The following is a 20,325-nucleotide window of genomic DNA, read 5'->3' as shown; positions in this document are numbered from 1 at the left end:
TTAATCACTTCGTTTTTAGCTGAAACAAATGCACCGCCTGTATGCCCACCGTAGGACCTCTGGTCGGATAAATCGAGCTTTGTGAGGCCACGGTAATAGCTGTACTTATCACCCAAAGCCTAATGGCATTAGCAGCGGTATTTACCGAATAACTTTGTGTAATAGTATGTCCTCCATCGATCTTCCAAAACGGGATACGATGCCTTTTCCAACTGGCGACGCTTTCCATTGTACCGTTTGAAGCGATCTTCCTAGCCAGTCCGCATAGTCCATGCTGACCTGGCTTTAGCTTTATCTGTACTGGCTATTTTCAGCTTGGCATCATCAATCAAAGCCTTTAATCCCTGGTACAGTGTAACTCAACGCGATCATTACTACAGGAAGTGCAGTTCATTTAACCGCTGGCCTTACATTGCCCAGTTGCCAGGTATGCGAATTGAATGGCGAAACCGGTGGCAATTGAAGACTATAAGTGCTACAAAACGCGTTCTCATTAGATGATTGCCTCCCTCGAGCAATATGCTGTGATTTATCCACTAAGTGCTTTTTTCAACTAAAAACTCCCCTTTTGTCCCCTCTTTTTTGCTGGTTAGCCCCTTTTGTTTTCTGTGTTTTTCAAAGACTTTGCATCTCCCGAATGGTCATTCAGAGATGACTATTCGTGCAACCAAACATACTGTTAATTAAAACCCATGATGAAAAAAAAACCGAACGCAGCGCATGCTCCCTGGAAAGAGAAGCCGCATGCATCTTAACTGAAAACGATCTCGAGAAATGTCGGGATAAATACTGCCCGGGCAATTGTCCTTTATTGTTAACCCTGAAAGCTTCATTTAAATTATGCCTTTCGGTTGTTGGTGTCTGACATGCCAACAGCGTTTACATAACTGTCTTTTGTCAATACCCAAAAATCTAAATTATTAATAACCCAATTATGAAACGAAAATTACTTATTTCAAATTATTTGTATTCCAGGGGTTTTCGCACCACACTTAAAACTTTGGCATTATTTATATTGCCAATCGGTGCTAACGCGTCAATTCCAAATTTAATTCACAAAAGCGGCCCTATAATCGCTAAAATAGCTCCTGATAAAGCTGCGATTACGGTAAAAGGATCCGTCATAGACGCCTCCAACGGCCAGCCCCTGGTAGGTGTTTCTATCAGTGTCAAGGGAACTAATAAAGGTACGCTAAGTGATATAAAGGGAAACTTTCAACTTAACAATGTGCCGGAAAATGCCGTGCTCGTTGTAACCTACATCTCTTACGAGAAAGTTGAAATAGCCGTAGGCGGAAAGACTGATATCGCCATAAAGCTTCAGCCATCGATGAAAACGCTCAACGATGTTGTAGTAGTAGGTTATGGAACGCAGAAGAAAGAAAACCTTACTGGCTCTGTAGGTATTGTAAATATGCAGGATCTGGAAAGCAGACCCTTAACAAATACCAGCCAGGCATTGCAAGGTACAGTTTCCGGTGTTTTTGCACTGCAAAGTTCGGGTAAACCGGGAGATGATAATACAGTCATAGATATCCGCGGCGTTGGAACTTTTGGAGATAATTCCCCATTAGTATTAGTTGACGGTTTCCCCGGGGCAATCGGCGATGTAAACCCTAATGATGTTCAATCAATTTCGGTGCTTAAAGACGCGGCATCATCGGCTATTTACGGTAACCGTGCTGCAAACGGCGTTATTTTAATTACTACTAAACGAGGATCTGCAGGCAAAGTCCGTGTTAATTACAGCGGATATGCAGGTATTCAGAGCCCGACAAGGCTACCTAAAGTACTAAACTCGGTTCAATATACTACACTGCATAACGAGGCTGATATAAATAGTGGCGCGCCTCCTACATATCCCGACTCGATAATACAAAAATATGCGGCGCATAACAACCCATTATACCCCGATATCAATTATTTCGACGTATACTACGGTAACGCTTACATGCAAAATCACCGGGTAAGCGCAACGGGGGGGAGTGATAATGTTAACTACTCCTTTATGCTGGGACATTTGGATCAGGACGGTATATTGGTTGAAACCAATTATAAAAAAACCGACTTCCGCCTTAATCTTGACAGTTATCATCTAAAAGATAAAAAACTCCGTGTTTCGGGCAATATATCTGGAAACGTGGGGATAAAAAATGAACCGACAGACCTGTGGAACGCCGAATGGTATGCAACTTTAGCGCCAATACATCCACTTAAGGATGCCAACGGCAAGTGGGTTTCTGTTAACGGCGAACGCAACTATTACGGTGAAATTAAAGAAGGGAGTACAAACCTTACAAAACGCTATAATTTTAGCGGACAGGCCGAAGCTGAATATAAAATTCTGCCAGGTTTAAGCGCGCAGCTTACCTACGGTTATAACGTTATCTCCACTAATGGCAATGCCTTTCATGCCAATGTAACCTTACAAAATCAAAACGGAACGATTACGCAATTACCTTCCGATCTGACTACGTCAAGCGAGATTGACGGTCACTCGTTACTCACAGGTTTACTAAAGTATAATAAAACCATCAACCATCATTCATTCAATTTATTAGGCGGTTACAGTGAAGAGGAGTTTACCTACGATTGGCAAAGCGGCTATCGTGCACATTTTGTAAACAACACACAACGTGTATTAAACCTGGGCGATGCAGCTACACAGACCAATAATGCCGGCAGCTATGCTCTTGGCCTTCGCTCATACTTTGGCCGTTTCAGTTATGCTTTTGATGAAAAATATTTATTTGAAGCCAATATCAGGAGGGACGGCTCTTCCAGGTTTGCACAAGGCAAACAGTGGGGTACATTTCCTTCATTCTCAGCTGGGTGGGTAATATCGAAGGAAAGCTTTATGAAAAACCTGAGCTGGCTTGATTTTGCGAAAGTTCGTGCTTCCTGGGGGCTTTTAGGTAATCAAAATATCAGCAATTACTATAATGGCAGCGATATCCTAAGCTCTGGTCAGAATTACTCGTTTGGCGGAACACTTTATTCCGGCGTTGCTATTACAGCGATGACCAACAAGGACCTAACCTGGGAAACAGCTCAGCAATTGGATTTGGGCCTTGATATATCTCTTCATAATAACATTGAGATTACGGCAGATTATTTTGATAAAAGAACTAAGAACCTGCTGTTGACTCAGCCAATTCCACTAACAATCGCACAGTCGGCGCCAATGGCTAATGCAGGCGAAGTACAAAACAAAGGCTTTGAGCTCGGTATCTCCTATAAAAAGGCATTTGATAATGGTATTAAATTAAGAACAGCTTTGAACGTTTCGCACATTGTAAACAATATCCTGTCCATGAACGTGCCACAGCAGTTTACATCTCCAAAGGCGATTGTTGTTGGTTCCGCTATTAATTCGTTCTACGGATACCAAATGACCGGTATCTACCAAATTTCCGACTTTACATGGCAAAACAATAGCGATGCGTCCATCCCTTACGCAAATCGTACTTACACACTTAAACCAGGTGTTGTTAAAGTAAGCGATTACAACGCACAACCGGGGGATATTAAATATGCCGACCTTAATGGCGATGGTATAGTTGACCAAAATCATGACCGTAAAGTTATAGGGAAGCAGTTTCCAAGTGTAACGTATGCTTTCAATTTCAATGTGGCCTGGAAAGGCTTTGACCTTGGGGCGTTTTTACAAGGTGTACAAGGCATGCAGGGTTATACCTATTATGAAATTGCTTCACCTTTCAGCGGCTTTGCCAACCTTGGTACCTGGTGGTTAAACAGGTGGACGCCTCAAAATCCATCCAATACTTACCCGCGCCTTACATTGGATGGGGTTAGAAACAATATTCACTCTTCCTTTTATGTAGAGAATGCATCCTATCTGAGGATAAAAAATATTGAATTAGGATACACCTTAAGTCCGGCTGCTATTAAAAAGATCGGGTTAAGCTCTTTGAGAATCTATGCCAATGTGCAAAACGCCTTTACGTTCACCAAATTCAAAGGCTTTGACCCGGAACAAACTACAGACCAAACAAGGGCCGAAGCGTATCCTCAGGTCCGTGTGATGACTGCAGGTGTAAATGTTAATTTCTAAATGATAAAATCATGAAAAGTATATATAAAGTCTTAACCGTATTAGCTGTTATTAATCTTGCAAGCTGCAAGAAAGGTCTGTTGGACAAGACCCCAAATGACCGCTTATCACCATCAACATTCTACCAGAATGAAACCCAGGTAAAAATGGCCCTGGTGGGTATTTACAATGCGTTACAGCCCAATGCAACGCCGGCACAATTTTTTCAGTTTGATTTTGAATCCGATAATGCCTATTGCCAGGATGCGTGGCAGGGTTCGAAGGAAGTGGGGGAATGGCAAACAACATCCAACAGTTGGGCCCCATACGCTAAGTGGACGCAGGATTACGCCATCATTTCAAGGGCCAACGAGTTCCTTAAGGATGTTGCTGCTGCAAGCATTGATGCTACTGTAAAAAGCCAGATGGCGGGAGAGGCAAAGTTTTTACGTGGATATGCCTATGCTGATCTGATTGCTTATTTCGGCGATGTACCTTTAATTACTCAGGTTCAAACACTTTCAGATGCATATGTTTCAAGAACGGCCAAAGCCACTGTACTTACCCAAATTGTAACCGACTTTACAGATGCAGCTGCCGCACTGCCAACCTCTTATTCGGGTTCTGATGTGGGCCGTGCAACAAAGGGCGCTGCCCTGGCCTATAAAGCAAAAGTGCTTTTGTATAACGGAAAATGGGCCGATGCTGCGCAGGCAGCGCAGGATGTGATTGATCTTAAAGCCTATAGTTTATATCCAAATTATGGTTTATTATTTGATGAAGCGCATGAAAATAACAGCGAGGTAATTTTTGATATCCAATATATTCCAACCACCCAGCCACAACCCTGGCCATCATCTGCCCTATCTTTGAGCGTTTGGCCAACACCAAATGTTACCACCGATCTGATCGATTCATATTACATGACCAATGGATTGCCAATTACCAATTCGGCTTCTGGGTACAATTCGCAAAATCCCTATGTTAATCGCGACCCAAGACTGGCTGCTTCAGTGGTGTTGCCCGGCTCTCAGTGGGGTTCAACTACTTACATCCCCGCCACTGATGTAGTTCCGTCAGGGGCCCGTCCGCGTAAATACGCAGCAATTGGTATTGCCGACCCGAATAATTGCTCTTTAAATACAATCCTGATGCGTTATGCAGATGTACTACTGATCCGTGCAGAAACCTTGATTGAATCCGGAAGTACTGCACCCGAAATTTATACACTCATTGACCAGGTACGGGCAAGGGTAAATATGCCAACGGTAGAAAGTGTGGAAGGAGCCGGTTTAAGCCAGGCACAATTACGTGCCGTTTTGCGCCACGAGCGTAGGGTAGAGTTCTTTATGGAAGGCACCCGGTATGCAGATATGTTACGATGGAAAGATCAATCCCTTGTTCATGACGTGTATGGTTACGACAAATCGTTGTTAAAGAACCCGGCAAGCCCATCTACCTGGAAATTTAGCCAGGTTAAGTTAGAGACCAGGACATTTGACGCTGGTAAAGGGTGGCTTTGGCCTATTCCTCAGGCTGATATTGATATTAATAAAAAATTGTTGCCTAACAATCCGGGATATTAGGACTCCGGACATTACATCATTAAATGATGTGATTGCCCCCCCTCTTTAACTATACAACCCTCGATAGGACTACCGGTTACGGCAACCTATCGAGGGTTTTCGTTTTATAAATGCTTTTATAATGCATCTATCTTGTATCTTATTGAAAATTCTACGCCCTGTTAGTGAAAGATCGGAGTATGGCAGGTTAAAAAGAATGATTTCCGAATGTGATGCCGCTCTATGTAAAGCCTTCTCAAACAAAATTTAAACAGCCATTGAGATATGATGGACACACTTTTCACTTATTTTAAGAAACGGCTTTGAAAGCCCGACGAATTTAGAATCTCTGTAATTATGAATTGATTGAAAACTAAAAAAGGCCGTCCTTTTGAGACAGCCTTCAACAATGTGTTTCTAAACTAAAGCGGAGTGCTTACCCTGGCAATTAAATATGTTCTATTGAGCAATAAGTTTCCATTGCTGGTTATAACTTGAACCCTGTGGCCACTGCTGTACAGCTGATCCATTGGCAGTTAAACCTCCGGTATCAAGGCATTTGCCTGTGGTTAGATTAATTACCCTATAATAGCCATCTCCGGTTGAAACAAACGACCAACGTTGGTTTGTACTCGTGCCTACTACATATTGTAAAACATTTGATCCATCTAAGGTATTAGTACCCACATCAAGACATTCTTTTCCGGTAACACAACTTAAAGTATAATAACCGGCAGTGTAGCTTATATTCCATTTCTGGTTATTGCTTGTTCCTGATGCCCATTGAGCCACAGCTGCGCCATCTGTTGTACTGCCCAGGTTATCAAGCATAAGGCCCGATGCGCGGTTTTGAAGTTGATATCGCCCGTCGGCAACCGGCCCTATCCATACGGGTGCAGCGGTAAGCTTCCATGACCACCTGAACATATTGGCAGTACCTGGGCTAACCTCGGTAAGGTTATTATTTGCTGTATACCAGCGATAGGTATCAATGTCATTAACTCCGGACCATGCTATTGTTCCCATTGAATTATCCTTGGCATAGGCAAGCGATCCGGTCAGGAATGCCTGGTCAACATATACGCCGGTATCCCATTGCCACCAGAAGCTCATGTTCCTGAATGTTTCAATACCAACCTCGGTAACTATAGTACGAGATGCGTATGAACCTGTACGGGCCGACATGATATTATAGTAGCTTGACCAAACATTGTATGAGCCCCAGAACCACCAGTAGCAATGCAGTCCAAGATACTGGTTGGCTAACCTTGAATCGGCACCAACCGCAGTTACGTCGGCGGCATACCCGGTACCATCAAGGATACATTTTCCATCGGCCGGGCTGTAAGTGGTTAAGAAACCAGCATATAAGTTGTTCAGGTCGGTACTTGAATAATCAACCGGCTCGTTGATAGGTTCATATAATACCGATGTATTGTTTTTATATACATTATTAACTGTTGCCCACATGGTATGCCATTGTGCAGTATCAGGTACATGGTGTACCCCAACCGGCCAGTAACAAAGTATTACTTTACAGCCGTTTGCCACAACCGCGTTAATTGCAGCCTGGTAAACCGGCCAATAAGTTGAGCTTGAGGCAGTCCAGGGGTTTATCGGCATCCTGATGGTGGTGCCGCCGCTTGTTTTAACGGCACTGGATATATTAGTGGCCAACGTAGCAGCCTGTGTAGCGGTAAGCGATGTTGTCATACCACTGGGCAATACAACCCTCCCATCTCCCTCGTTTCCGTTAGGGTCGGCCCAGTTTATACCCCTGAAACCGTTTGTATTGGTAGTTGAAAGGGCAAATGATTGTTTTCCAAATTTCTGGCCTGATAGGTCAGCGCCTTTTTGAATAGGGTTTTTAGAACAACCCATGGCCAGGGCTAACAGGCAGCATAATGCCCCGGTAGTTAAATTTTTTCTCATAATTTTATATCAGGTGTTAAATAAGTAGCTCTTTTGATCAATCGGTTTTAATTTTTAATTACGGCGGGGCCCTTCCCAGCGTTAATATGAAGGGAATTATATCGGTCGGCAGTGAACTGACCGAATGCATATTCGGGCTCAAATCAAATATTATCATGGCAGATGTTTTGAACAATAGATTTTCTGCCGATAATTAACTGTCAATCACTGCGGCATGTAACCGTCAGTAATTTAATTAGCCATTAAAAATGGCTATACGTAATGTCGGAGGATGAAAATCCGTGTTTATATGGTTGTCCTAAATTTCTTTTAAAAAGTAGGAATTGAAAAGGGGGTAAAGCCTCAATATTGAGGGGATAAAGTGGCATTTTATCAGGGTTTATTACAATAGCACAGCTTTTAATTTGCCTTTTCGCCGATTCAACGAATGCCTTTTGCTCTTAATTATTGTTATAAATACAATTAATAATTATTTACATTTGGATGCCTTATAAACTTAGTATTCCAGCATTATATGACAGGCTCTGCCAAAAGTTAAGCGAATTGATGAATCATTTTAATGAGCATTAAATGAGTTTTTGATGCCTATTGGCCTTACAGGAAAATTCATCAAATGAACATCTAATACCTGGATATTAGAAAATTATTTGCAGGCACTTGTGGCACAGCCAACAAACTCTGTTTTTACATTGCCGAATTGTTGAAGGTTACAAGTGTATTAAGTACAATATTAAATGCATGGCCTGCCTAAGCCAAGCGGCGATAACTGGTTTATAGTGTAAAATTTGCCTAATTAAAAATGATAACGGATTTATGCGTAAAGTTGTCTTGTTTTTTCTGATTAATCTTCTGTTTGTCAGTGTTGTGAACGCGCAGGCTCCGGTAACTTTTCCAACTAACGATGCAAGGAATTTTGCATTAAAATCATATACCACTCATGATGGCCTGCCATCTGAAAATGTAACAGTGGCACTTAAAGACAGCCGGGGGTATATGTGGATAGGGACGGATAACGGGCTTTGTAAGTTTGACGGCTACACTTTTGAAAGTTTAGTGAATATTCCAGGAAACACTGCGAGTATAAGTTCAAATTTTATCAGTGCGCTGGCCGAAGACAAGAACGGAAAGATATGGGTTGGCACCATGGACGGCTTAAACATTTTAGATCCCAATACTGAGAAGTTTGAACGATTTTATCATAGCGATAAGATCAAAGAGTCGGTAAGTAATAATAAGATTTTTTCGATCTTCTGCGACAGAGAAGGAACAATATGGATAGGGACGGATGATGGTTTTAATCAATACGTGTCAAATAAGCGATCTTTTGTTAGTTATAAACCCAATCAGAATGATCGATTTTCAATAAAAGGCAAGTCGGTAAATGCAATTGTTGAGGATGATAAAAAAAACCTGTGGCTGGGAAACTGGAATGGTGGATTAAATAAATTCGATAAGGTAAGTAAACATTTCAGCAATTATCCGCAGACTGAATCTCAGCTTAAAAAAAGCCCCAATGATATTTGGAGCCTTTTTTACGATCAAAAAAAAGGTTGCATTTGGGTGGGTACCTATTGGAGCGGCCTTTTTTGTTTTAATCCTAAAATCCAGCAATATACCCGGTTTTCAAGTCACGATAATATCAACGTAGGAGCTTTTAGCATTGATAAGGCTAATGACTCCACCTTAGTTGTTGGAAGTAACGGCGGGTTCTATTTTATAAATAAGGGTAATGGCCAATGGCGAAAGATTGGCGATATTAATAGTACTGCGGATGGATATGTTTATAATGATGGGGCCGGTATTATGTGGCTTTGTGGCAAAGACGCCTTAACAAAAGTTGATTTTACACAATATAAATTCCGTTTCATCCCCTTATCAATCGCGCCCCGCGAAGCAAAAAGTATGTTATTGCAAGGCAATATGTTGTGGCTGGCTACCAACGAAGGGCTTTATAAGTTTGATTTACTGAAGAAGACGACAAAGTTATATCAACATACCAATAATCCCTCAAGTATCAGCAGTAACCAGGTTGGTAAAATATATTTAGACAATGAGGGGGCGCTATGGGCAGCAACCGAAAATGGGTTCGATAAATTTGACAGCAGCAACAATAGGTTTATCCATCATTTTCACCATTCGGCCCTGAGTAATTTTTTTAATGAAGATGTTTTCAGGGATATTCTTGAAGTAAGGCCTCTCGAATATTGGCTCGCCACAGATGCCGGTTTAAAGATTTACCATGAAGAAACACGGCAATTTAAACATTATTATAATGACGACAGGAACCCCAATTCAATTGCGAGTAACCATATTTATAATCTTTTAAAAGATAGCAAAGGCAATGTATGGATCGGAACAAGCGGAAACGGTGTTGATCGTTTTGATCCTAAAACCGGGGTTTTTCACCACTATACTTATAATGATAAAATTGCAGGCAGCCTCAGTAATAATATTGTGCATTGCATATTTGAGGATAGCAAAAAGAACATCTGGATCTGCACAGCCGACGGATTAAACAAATATGCTCCGGAAACCGATTCTTTTATTGTTTATTCACGTAAAAATGGATTTGCAAGCAACGTTTTCAACAGTGTAGTTGAAGATGAGGTGGGAAATCTTTGGATCAATTCTGCCACGGGGGTATCAAAGTTTACACCCCAAACATTAGCCATAACTAACTTTGATGAGGGCGACGGCGTATTTTCGCATTCGCTTATTTACAAATCTGCAGATGGGCAAATTTATTTAGCGGGAAATTCAGGTGTCGTGGTATTCGATCCGTCAAAAATTGAATTGAACGATAAAATCCCACCGGTTTACTTTACCGATTTTCAGGTGTTTAATAAATCTGTAAAACCGGGTACTGATTCACCGTTGAAAAGACCTGTTGGTACAACAGATACTGCCTTTCTTAATTATGATCAAAATGTATTTTCAATTGAATTTGTTTCGCTTAATTATACTCATCCGGAAAAAAATAGTTATAGGTATAAACTGGAAGGCTTTGACGAAAAATGGAATTTTAACGGTAACCAACGAAGGGTTACTTACACCAACCTTAATCCCGGAACTTATATATTTAAAGTTATAGCAAGTAATAATGATGGTATCTGGAACAAGACGCCCAAATCCCTGATCATCATTATTTCGCCGCCATGGTACCGTACCTGGTGGGCATATACAATTTATGCCATAATCATTGGCGGGGTAGTTTACCTGTATCTTTTATACCGGGACCGTCAGGCTAAATTAAAATATGAAATCCAGATAGCACATTATGAAAGCGAAAAGGAAAAGGAGCTCAGCGAGCGAAAGCTCGCCTTCTTTACCAATATTTCGCATGAGTTCAGAACACCATTAACGTTGATCATTAATCCTATTAAGGAACTTTTATATAATGAAAAGAAGACGGTAGATACCTCCAATTTAACCATCGTTTACAGGAACGCACGCCGGTTATTAGGTTTAGTAGATCAGTTGCTGCTTTTCAAAAAGGCCGAATCGGAATCTGATCAATTGAGGATAAGTAATGTTAATATAATCGATTTATGCAGGGAGGTTTATTTATGCTTTGTACATGAAGCAAAAAGAAAACACATTCAACTTGAATTCATATCACCAACCGATTGTTTGAATGTTTATATCGACCGGGAAAAAACAGAGATCGTGCTGTTTAACTTGCTCTCAAACGCGATGAAATTCACTCCAAAACTCGGTACAATTCGTGTTTGTGCAGGGGAATTTGAACAGACAGTTTCAATAATCGTTGAAGATACCGGCTGTGGAATCCCACCTGAAGTTGGCGAAAAACTTTTTAGCCGGTTTTACCAGGTGTCTGATTTGGCCAGTACGTCAAACGGAGGGTTTGGCCTTGGACTTTATCTTGTTAAAAATTTTGTAGAGCGTCAGGCCGGAACTGTTGAATATCACAGCGAAGCGGGAAAAGGGACAGCTTTTACAATCACTTTAAAAAAAGGGAAATCGCATTTAAAAGATCAGGTCATCTCAGAACAACCAACAGCTACTTCTGAGTTTTTAAAAGAGTTGATCGATTCTGAAACTACAGCCAATGATATAGTACCCGCAGCAGAGCCGGGAGAGGAAGTAATAGTGTCTGACCTCAAAACACTGTTAATCATCGATGACCATGAGGATATGAGAGAGTATCTCCGCCAGATATTTAAACTTGAATATAATGTTCTTGTAGCGCCAAATGGTGAGGATGGAATCAAAATTATTAATGAGCAGTGGCCGGATATAGTCATATGCGATGTGATGATGCAGGGCATGACCGGGATAGAAGTTTGCGCCGCTATTAAAGAGAACATAACAACATCTCATGTTCCCGTGATCTTATTAACCGCCAGTGCATCAAATGAAATTAAATTAAAAGGTATTGAAGGGGGGGCCGACGATTATATTGGAAAACCTTTTGATAAAGATATCCTGAAAGCACGGGTTAGCGGGCTGCTTAAAACCCGAAATACACTTCAGCAATACTTTTATAATGAAATTACGCTGAATAATAACCCGCACACTATCTCTATCGAGTACAAAAGATTTCTGGATTCCTGTATCCGTATTGTGGAAGATCATATAACTGATCCTGATTTTAATCTGCAATCCTTAGCCTCCGAATTAAATATGTCTTATTCGGGTATCTACAAAAAAATCAAAATGATTTCAGGCCAGCCAGCTAATAGCTTCATAAGAGCTATCAGGTTAAGAAAAGCCGCGCAGCTATTTGTTCACAGCGATTTAAATATATTGGAAACCGCTTATGCTGTTGGAATAAAAGATATAAAATATTTTCGTGAGCAGTTTAAAAAGGTGTTTGATTTAAAACCATCTGAATACATCAAAAAATTCAGGAAGAATTTTAAAAACGCCATGGTTAATCAGGGGCCGAAAGAAAAATAAACCTGTAATACCTGCCTTGTTTACCTTTTTAAAAAAGTTAAACTTAATCTTAGCCGGTAGTTATTGGGCTATTTTAAACCTATCCCCCGCTCATATGCGTTTGATTATACTTTACTTTTTTTGAAGAAATATCGCGATAAAAGCCGCCCGGTAAACCGTTTCCCGACGGAAAAGCAAAACAATACTGCTTACTTAGTCCTATACGCTTTACAAGAAACGTGATGAATATTATGTGGTAAGGTTCCGGACAGCCGGGTTCTAAAGGCAAGAATAATTTTAGGTAAAACAGGGGCATACTTCTGAAAAGCACACAAAAAAGGGCCTTTTTGAGGCCCTGAATAGTATTTATATGTATCGAAAACATTTTACCAGACAATAGTGAACCGATCCTGTTATTGCAATGGCTTGGAATGGTTTTAAGTCCTCAATTATTCAAAAGTCGTATTTCATAAACAGGCCCGGCCATTGCACCCTTATCCGCCTGAAATTTTACCCGAAGACTTTGGTCTGCGTTGTATTTCAAATTTACAGGCAGGTCATATTCAACGGTATAAAAAGCGTCACGCTTACCGTCCTTTAAATCAACTTTCACCAGTTCCTGCTCATTTAGAAAAATGGTGAATTTATGGTTCCTTTCCGTCCCAAAATACGTAACACTAATCTTTTTTGCTGCTTTATCTTTATCAGTCAGCTTATAGCTAAACCAGCCTGTAGCAGCCCTGAAGTGCCTGTTGAAATTAACGTCGGCAAAAGAATTCTCTTTTTCCATGAAATGATCTGATTCGGGCTGTTGTTCGCCCGGAGTTACCATATCGATAGTATTGGCAGCCAGTTTTGCTTCCTTCGCGTCCTCCTCCGCTAACTTAGCCTGCAATTCGTCAAAGCCCCTGGCCGATTCTTTTCGCCAGTACACTACATAACGGGCATCCTGGATTTTATAAAACGGCACCAGCTTCAGGTTTCGGTATTTAACCGGGTATATTAGCCGCTCGGCAGTAAAGGACATCGGCTTATTTTTATCACCAACTATCATCTGGGCATCATTAGCAGAATCGCTTACAAAAACCGGCATATCTGTAAGCTTATACAGGTTGCCCCCAGCAACGTGGCCCATCCTGCTATCATCGGCCTCGCGGCCTTTTTGGGCAATTGTATCAATCACTGAAGCAAGCACGATCGGGCCATGCAATACGGCTTCATAATTGGAGCCGTCGGGAAGTTTCTCCGTCGTCGTCTGCATCGGTAATTGGACGGTGATGATATCCCCTCTCTGCCATTTTCTTTTTAGCTGCACATATGATGACGGCTGCGCTGTAACTTGAACAGGCCGGCCATTGATGTTAATTGAAAGTGCACCGGTTTTTACCCATGACGGATACCTGATGTTTATCCCGTATGCACTATTGCCAGTCTTCAAAATCTTCAGCGTGGTTGTTTCCTTGTCAGGGAACACGGTTTCCTGCTTAAGTTGCAAGCCCTTTTGCTTCCATATAAGCTGAGACGGAATAAACAGATTAACATATAGCTCGTTATCTGAATGGCTGTAGATCATTTCACCATACTTTGAATGATTTTCCATACCGGAGCCAACGCAGCACCACATGCTTGTTTGTGGCTGGGAGTACACCCTGTAATGCCCGGGGCGCATCGGTGTAAAGTAAACAAAACCGCCTTTGCCTGGCCGCTGGGTTGTAAGGATATGATTATACAACCCCCGTTCGTAATAATCGATATAGGCAATATCCGGATCTGACCTGTACAGATCTTCGGTAAGCTTAAGCATGTTATAGGTATTGCATGTTTCAGGTCCTTCAACACCGGAAATCATGGTTGAGAAATCTGTAGCAGGGTTAAAATGTTCCCTTACGCTGTTACCACCTGTTGCTACCGACCGATGATGTACCACGGTTTGCCAAAAGAACGTCGCAGCATGATTGTAAGCGGTATCACCGCTGTAATCAGCAATCCGCTTAAAACCTATCACTTTGGGGATCTGCGTATTTGCATGTAAATTATCCAGTTTATCCCGACCTTTTTCAAGCGGCTGAAGGAGAGCCTGGTGAGAGAAACTGTAGGCCGCGTCAAGGTATTTCTTTTCACCGGTGATGCCGTATACATCTGCCAGTACCTCATTGACACCTCCGTGCTCATTCCCAAGCAGTTGCTGCATTTGTGACTGGCTAAGTGCTGTACTGATATTGTAAAACCAATCTGCCAGTTTAATCAGCATGACTTTTGCTGTTTGATTATTTTCATACAGCCATGCATCGCGCAGCCCGGCAAATACTTTATGAATATTATAGAAAGGCACCCATTTCTTATTGAAATCTGTAAAATCACCCTTCATTACCAGGGGCCAAAGTTCGCGGCTTCCAGGCACGCCACCCAAATATCCGTCACCGTTTTTGTCCTGGCACAATTTAAGCTCATTGATCATGTAATCAAGGCGCTGGCGCATACGGTTATCACCGGTGGAAGCATACATCATGGCCAGGGCAGAAAGATAGTGGCCACCGATATGCCCATCCAGGCCCGAATTTTCCCAATTTGTATAACTTTTGGCTTTTTGTGGCAGCCCCGCCTCTCTTCTAAAAGGTGCAAGCAGGCGGTCCGGCTGCAGGGCAAGCATATAGTTGAGGTCTGTCCGCTCCTGTTCTTTAAAAATCCCCGGTAATAGCCTGACATCTTGTAGAGGGAAGCTTTTGACAACCTGCTTTTGTTGCGCCCACAGCAAAAATGGGCTAAGAATTAATAAAAAAGCGACGCGTTTCATAATTGGGTTTTCATCGGCAAGATACATCATTAAGTGTTGAAATAACAATAAAAAGATAAACGGCCTTCAAATCGCTAATTTGAAGGCCGTTACATTATTGTTCGTTTTTAAATGTCAACTACCCTTATATCGCGGCGCATCTTTCATGCTTTTTGTGAAGAAAGAAAAAGATATAAGTTTTTTTAAGGGTTACATTATATTTTCACAAAGCCCCATTGCTGGTTACGCCCGCCAGAATAGGTCCATTGAACAGCAGCTACACCGTTATTAAGCGAAGCCCCGTTAACATCCAAAGCTTTCCCACTATTGGCATTGATGATTTTATAATATCCATTGTCTGTTAGCTGAATTGACCATTTTTGATTTGCGCCGCCATAGTAATCCCACAGGTCTACCTGTCCTCCGTCAGCTGTGTTCAAACCATAAACTTCGAGGCATTTTTCGGTTGCATGCATTGGAGTAAGCCTGTAATAACCGCCTCCCGCATCTTCTACTTTAAATTGCTGGTTTGCCCCTGCTAAATAGTCCCATTGGTCGGCCTGTGTTTGATTTGCAGTGCCCCAGCCGGCAAATTCCAGGGCTTTAAAACTGTTTCTGCTGTAAATCTGGTAAACCTGCCCAACCTGGATCGATGAAGATGTATTGTTTTGCCCGCCCTGTATTACTGCGGCTAAACCTTGTTGATCGGCCGCTCCGTTAGTTTGCCTGCTCATGAGCCTGAATGCATTATTACCTGTCGCGCCGTCATCAAAATAAAACGGACGCAAGCCATATTGTAATGCTTTATGGGTAACATAATTAAGATAATACGCCCTGCCTGCAAGATGCAATGTTAACGCATCTCCCGTCAGTGTTGTGGACCGGCGGATAGCTCCATATTCGCCCAATATCACCGGAATGCCCTTATCAATGAACTTAGACTTCATCAAAGGAAACTCCGCAACGGCATCCGACTCTTCACCATAGGTGGGATTCCTTGAAGCATCCGTTGTAGAATGGTAGCCATTGCCCCAATAATAGAACATGCTGCCCCAGCTTGCATCTGATGACAAACCGGCAAAATTAAAGGGAGTATAATAATGCACTTCGACCATCAGTCGATTGGATGCCGGATCTGTAGGCAAGGTATTCATTAAACTGTTGGTATTATCAATGTTAGTACCCGGCCCCTGGATAAGGAGCACCCTGTAACTGTTACGCCCCCCGGTTGACCTGACCGCGTTAACAAACGTTTGATGATATGAAAGCAGCACACTCATTCCTGTAGCATCTGATACGTTGGGTTCATTGGCGCTGGCAAATATCACATGCTCGTCAAAACCGCGCATTTGCGTGGCTATTTGCTCCCAAAAAGCTTTTTGTTTGGCATTAACTGCGGCCTGTGCTGCAGTAGTGCAATTATTTTCCAGCCACCCGCCGTCCCAATGTATATTTAATATCACATACAAACCGTCGTTAACGCAATATTGAATAACCTGCTGCACCCTGTTGAGCCATGATTGCTGAATTTGCCCCGTGGTTTGGTTAGAATACTGATCCCAATCGCAGGGAATACGAATTGCCGTAAAACCGGCTTTCTTTACTCCGTCGATAAGTGCCTGTGTAACTAATGGATTGCCCCAGGCAGTTTCTGATCCACTTGCTTCCAGCGTATTACCTATATTCCACCCCAATTGAAACTTTGCTGCAAGCTGTGCGGCTGTACTGGTTACCCCCGTTTGATCAGGCGCAAGAGGCGACGTATCGTAATTTGGATAACTGGTTATAGCCAATGTTTTAACTGCTTTGGAAACAGGCGGCTTAACAACCGGACTGGCAATTTGTTGCTTTTGGCACCGGGTAAACAATAAAATCGCGGCTACGCCGAAAAAATAGTTAAGTGTTCTCATATTTTAATATTAATTGGTTTATAGCAAAAAAGAACAATTAAACAGAGCGCATAAACAAACGTCATTTTAGCGATTGCGCTTCTGTTTTAAATCAGTGCAGGTTATTTTTTGGTTAAAGCCTCTCTTATGCTATTGGTTTGGGAGCCAAATATATAGGCCGAAAAGGCCACAAAAGTAAATAAATAGGGTACTGAATGTTTAATTTAAAAGAAAATATGATACTGGTGACTATAATCTTGAATACTATAGATATAATTCAAGATAAAATATAACGGAAATTATTATCAACTGAGATTAAGCCCTACTATAGTAATTTAAATAAAACTAATTCATTTCACTCCTTTAAGTTGTAAATAATAGTAATTTAGTAATATTATTAATACCTCAACCTACTTTAAATGATTAGCAAAATAGAAGAAACAGCCGTGACCATGTCCGTGGGTTCGCCGCTACAAAATTTGGGGTTTTATACCTCCCTTACTTTCTTAATGGCTATGGTGATTGTTCAAATCAGGTATACAACAAAAAAAAAGAAACCCTGAATATTATTTAAAGTAGTCATAAGGATATTTATAAAATATCCGATCAGTAATAAATGTTGCTCACCAATTAGCCAAACCAATTGCCAAATTCGATGCGGACAGGCTATATTGTGAATTTTAACCGGTATATAAAACGAATAAATATGCGTGCCAGCTTAATTGAGCTGCCGAAGATGAAAATAACTGTGTAAGAGGTTTAGCTTTGCTAATTAACTAACAAACTACCCGGGCATACGCCAGCAGGTGATACTTTTAAATGAGTATCATCTGCTGACGTATTAAAATGAGATAACTGAAGGCTGCTAAAGTTTAACAATATTAATGAAAGCAACATCGTTTTCCCTGACAGGAAGTTTCTTAAACGCCTTACCTGATGCATTTACTGTAATATCCTCATGCCAGACGGCTGCACCACTATTTTCCTTTTTTAGTTTATCAACATGTGCTTTTGTCAATTGATCAGGTTTATTGAAAGACAGGTACGTTGTGTACGGATCATTTACCTTATATCCCGTTTTATAGATTTCCATCCGATATTTGCCGCTGGGCATACCGGATATTACCAATTCAACCTCTCCTTTTGATTTAGCAGGCAGGTCGCGGACATAGTAAGCCTGGTTATTGACAGAATCAGGCAAAGTATAAGTGTAGTCCCAAAGCAACACCTGAACATCCCCTTTTTTATTTTTACAGGCCCAGGAGGAGCTATCCTGATCTGTTATTTCTGTTTCACCTAATTTGTTTAAAAAAGAATAGGCAAAAAAAGCCGGCTTCTTTATCCCCTGAGTATTGAGTAAACCGAAACCTCCGTGGAATGGCGTAAACCGTGGTCCGGCCTCTTCAAAGATGTCAGTGAACGTCCAGTAAGACATGGAATTGGCTGCAGATCCGGTTTGCTTCAATTTTTCAAGTATATATGCCGCTTCGTGATAACTATCGTGTATGGGATCTGACGGAGTATAAGATGAGCTCCATTCGGTATAATGTAATTCGAGGCCCGGAATTGTGGAGTTTTCTATTTGCTTGCGTGAATTCCGAACATCACCGCTAACGCTTCCTTTGTTTTTGTCAAGTACGGTACCGGTTGAACCGTACTCGTCCAAAAAGCCTTGTTTTACACCATAAGCATGGGTACTTATAAAATCAATAGGAACTGAATTTTTACTGCAAAAATCTATCATGTCAGGTACCCATGCCGCACCGGCAGTAGCCGGCCCTCCTACTTTATAGGCTGGGTTTACACTTTTTATCGCTTTCGCACTGTATTGATACAATTTAAAATAGTCATCTTGCGAACCTGTCCAAAAACCATCTTTGAGGTTCGGCTCATTCCAAACTTCAAAATACCATTTTTTAACTTCGTCAATTCCGTACCGCTCGGTAAAATGCTGAGTAAGGTTACGGATTAAACCTTCCCATTTATTATAGTCTTTCGGGGGTGTTACATTTCCCCTCCACCAAAAAATTGTCTTATTACCACTTGCCAACGCTCCCGGCATAAACCCCAGTTCAACAAACGGTTTCATGCCTATACTTAAAATATAATTATATAAAGCGTCAACGTATTGGTAATTATATTCCGGCTTACCATTCCTGTCTTCCCGGTAAACAGCCATATCGTCTGTAAGCAGGCCATGCATCCTGATATATTTAAAACCGCATTCTTTTTGTACAGTGGCCAATTGCTGCTGCCAGTCGGCTCGCAAGCCTTCATTTGCGCGCCCTGCTCCTACACAAAAATTAAATGACCTATTAAAACGTCCTTTTTCTTTTTTAAAATCGATGTTGATAACCCTTTTAACTTGATTTACTTTTTCCGGGTTGTTACCTTGAGCAAAAACGTTACTAAAAAAAAGGCTTCCTAAAATAATGGGTAAGATTTTCATATTGATTTTTATATCTCAGCTTACAATATTGGTACGCAGCAATAAACGAAGCTAAGCAATATCATATCAGAGGCTGCAAATTTATGTTGCACCATGCTCCTTATTGTTGGTAAATAGGGATACAAATGTTAATTTTTGATGATGGTATCTGCAATGACCTTCGCCGGTCTCTTCAACAGTTTTTAAAATTGATATTATTTTCGCATTTGTTAGTACTTTTCGGCGATTTTACCTTCAAATTTAAATGTCAATAGCTGTTCTTAAACGTGTCTCTTTTACCTTTTTTGATAAGATTACTGGCTCTGCAATGGCGTTTTGCCACATATTATTGATAATAATAACTTTAATTACCTCATAATCAATTTGTTAACTTCAATTAACATTTGTACCCCCATTTGTAAACAATCGATTGCGATTGACCATCTAATTTCATCCTCCATAAAGCGGCATATCTTCTATCCGATGCCGTAGTCTGATGCCCGAACAAAGGGACAGATGAGATAACCAATTTTATGAATAACCTAATTTAAACTAAAGCATTATGCCAAAACGCGTAATTATTAATGCCTGTGCCATTCACGAGGCAGCCCATTAAAAAAATCAATTCAGGATTTATTGTAAATATCCCGTCCGCATTACGTCGGTTTGCTTTCGTGTAAAAATCCCGATGCTGTCCCCGACGCCGGTTCCACTGAGTAAAATGTGAATATGACAGGATAAATCAATATCCGAACCAATCAAATAAACAAACCAAATAACCAAAC

7 protein-coding genes are annotated in these 20,325 nt (G+C 41.2%); 3 read left to right on the top strand and 4 right to left on the bottom strand.

Annotation, left to right across the window (positions count from 1 at the left end):
• Window positions 1–934: 934 nt before the first annotated feature.
• Entirely contained in the window at window positions 935–4,075 is a 3,141-nt protein-coding gene (locus DIU38_RS02815) for a SusC/RagA family TonB-linked outer membrane protein (protein WP_112656586.1), read from the top strand.
• 11 nt (window positions 4,076–4,086) lie between these two features.
• A complete protein-coding gene (locus tag DIU38_RS02810) occupies window positions 4,087–5,640 on the top strand; it encodes a RagB/SusD family nutrient uptake outer membrane protein (protein WP_112656584.1) in 1,554 nt (517 codons plus the stop codon).
• 438 nt (window positions 5,641–6,078) lie between these two features.
• On the opposite strand, the gene DIU38_RS02805 is transcribed toward DIU38_RS02810, so the two are convergent.
• Complete coding sequence (locus DIU38_RS02805; protein WP_112656582.1) at window positions 6,079–7,551, bottom strand: RICIN domain-containing protein; 1,473 nt, start codon at window positions 7,549–7,551, stop codon at window positions 6,079–6,081.
• A gap of 813 nt (window positions 7,552–8,364) precedes the next feature.
• On the opposite strand from DIU38_RS02805, the gene DIU38_RS02800 reads away from it, so the two are divergent.
• A complete protein-coding gene (locus DIU38_RS02800) occupies window positions 8,365–12,471 on the top strand; it encodes a hybrid sensor histidine kinase/response regulator transcription factor (protein ID WP_149354012.1) in 4,107 nt (1,368 codons plus the stop codon).
• Between the two features lie 424 nt (window positions 12,472–12,895).
• Here the strand turns inward: DIU38_RS02800 and DIU38_RS02795 are convergent, their stop codons facing one another.
• The 3 genes from DIU38_RS02795 to DIU38_RS02785 all read right to left on the bottom strand — a co-directional run bounded on the left by DIU38_RS02795 (window position 12,896) and on the right by DIU38_RS02785 (window position 19,561).
• The gene (locus tag DIU38_RS02795) at window positions 12,896–15,244 is read right to left on the bottom strand and encodes a glycoside hydrolase family 127 protein (RefSeq protein WP_112656714.1); all 2,349 of its coding nucleotides are present in this window, start codon (window positions 15,242–15,244) and stop codon (window positions 12,896–12,898) included.
• A 194-nt stretch (window positions 15,245–15,438) separates the two neighbouring features.
• The gene (locus DIU38_RS02790) at window positions 15,439–17,133 is read right to left on the bottom strand and encodes a cellulase family glycosylhydrolase (protein WP_112656577.1); all 1,695 of its coding nucleotides are present in this window, start codon (window positions 17,131–17,133) and stop codon (window positions 15,439–15,441) included.
• Between the two features lie 844 nt (window positions 17,134–17,977).
• On the bottom strand, window positions 17,978–19,561 hold the full coding sequence (locus DIU38_RS02785) for a GH39 family glycosyl hydrolase (RefSeq protein WP_112656576.1): 1,584 nt from the start codon (window positions 19,559–19,561) through the stop codon (window positions 17,978–17,980).
• Window positions 19,562–20,325 lie beyond the last annotated feature (764 nt).

Source organism: Mucilaginibacter metallidurans, from assembly GCF_003286435.2.
Classification (GTDB): Bacteria; Bacteroidota; Bacteroidia; order Sphingobacteriales; family Sphingobacteriaceae; genus Mucilaginibacter; species Mucilaginibacter gossypii.
The sequence above is the reverse complement of the archived record's forward strand: the minus strand, read 5'-3'. Positions and strand labels throughout refer to the sequence as shown.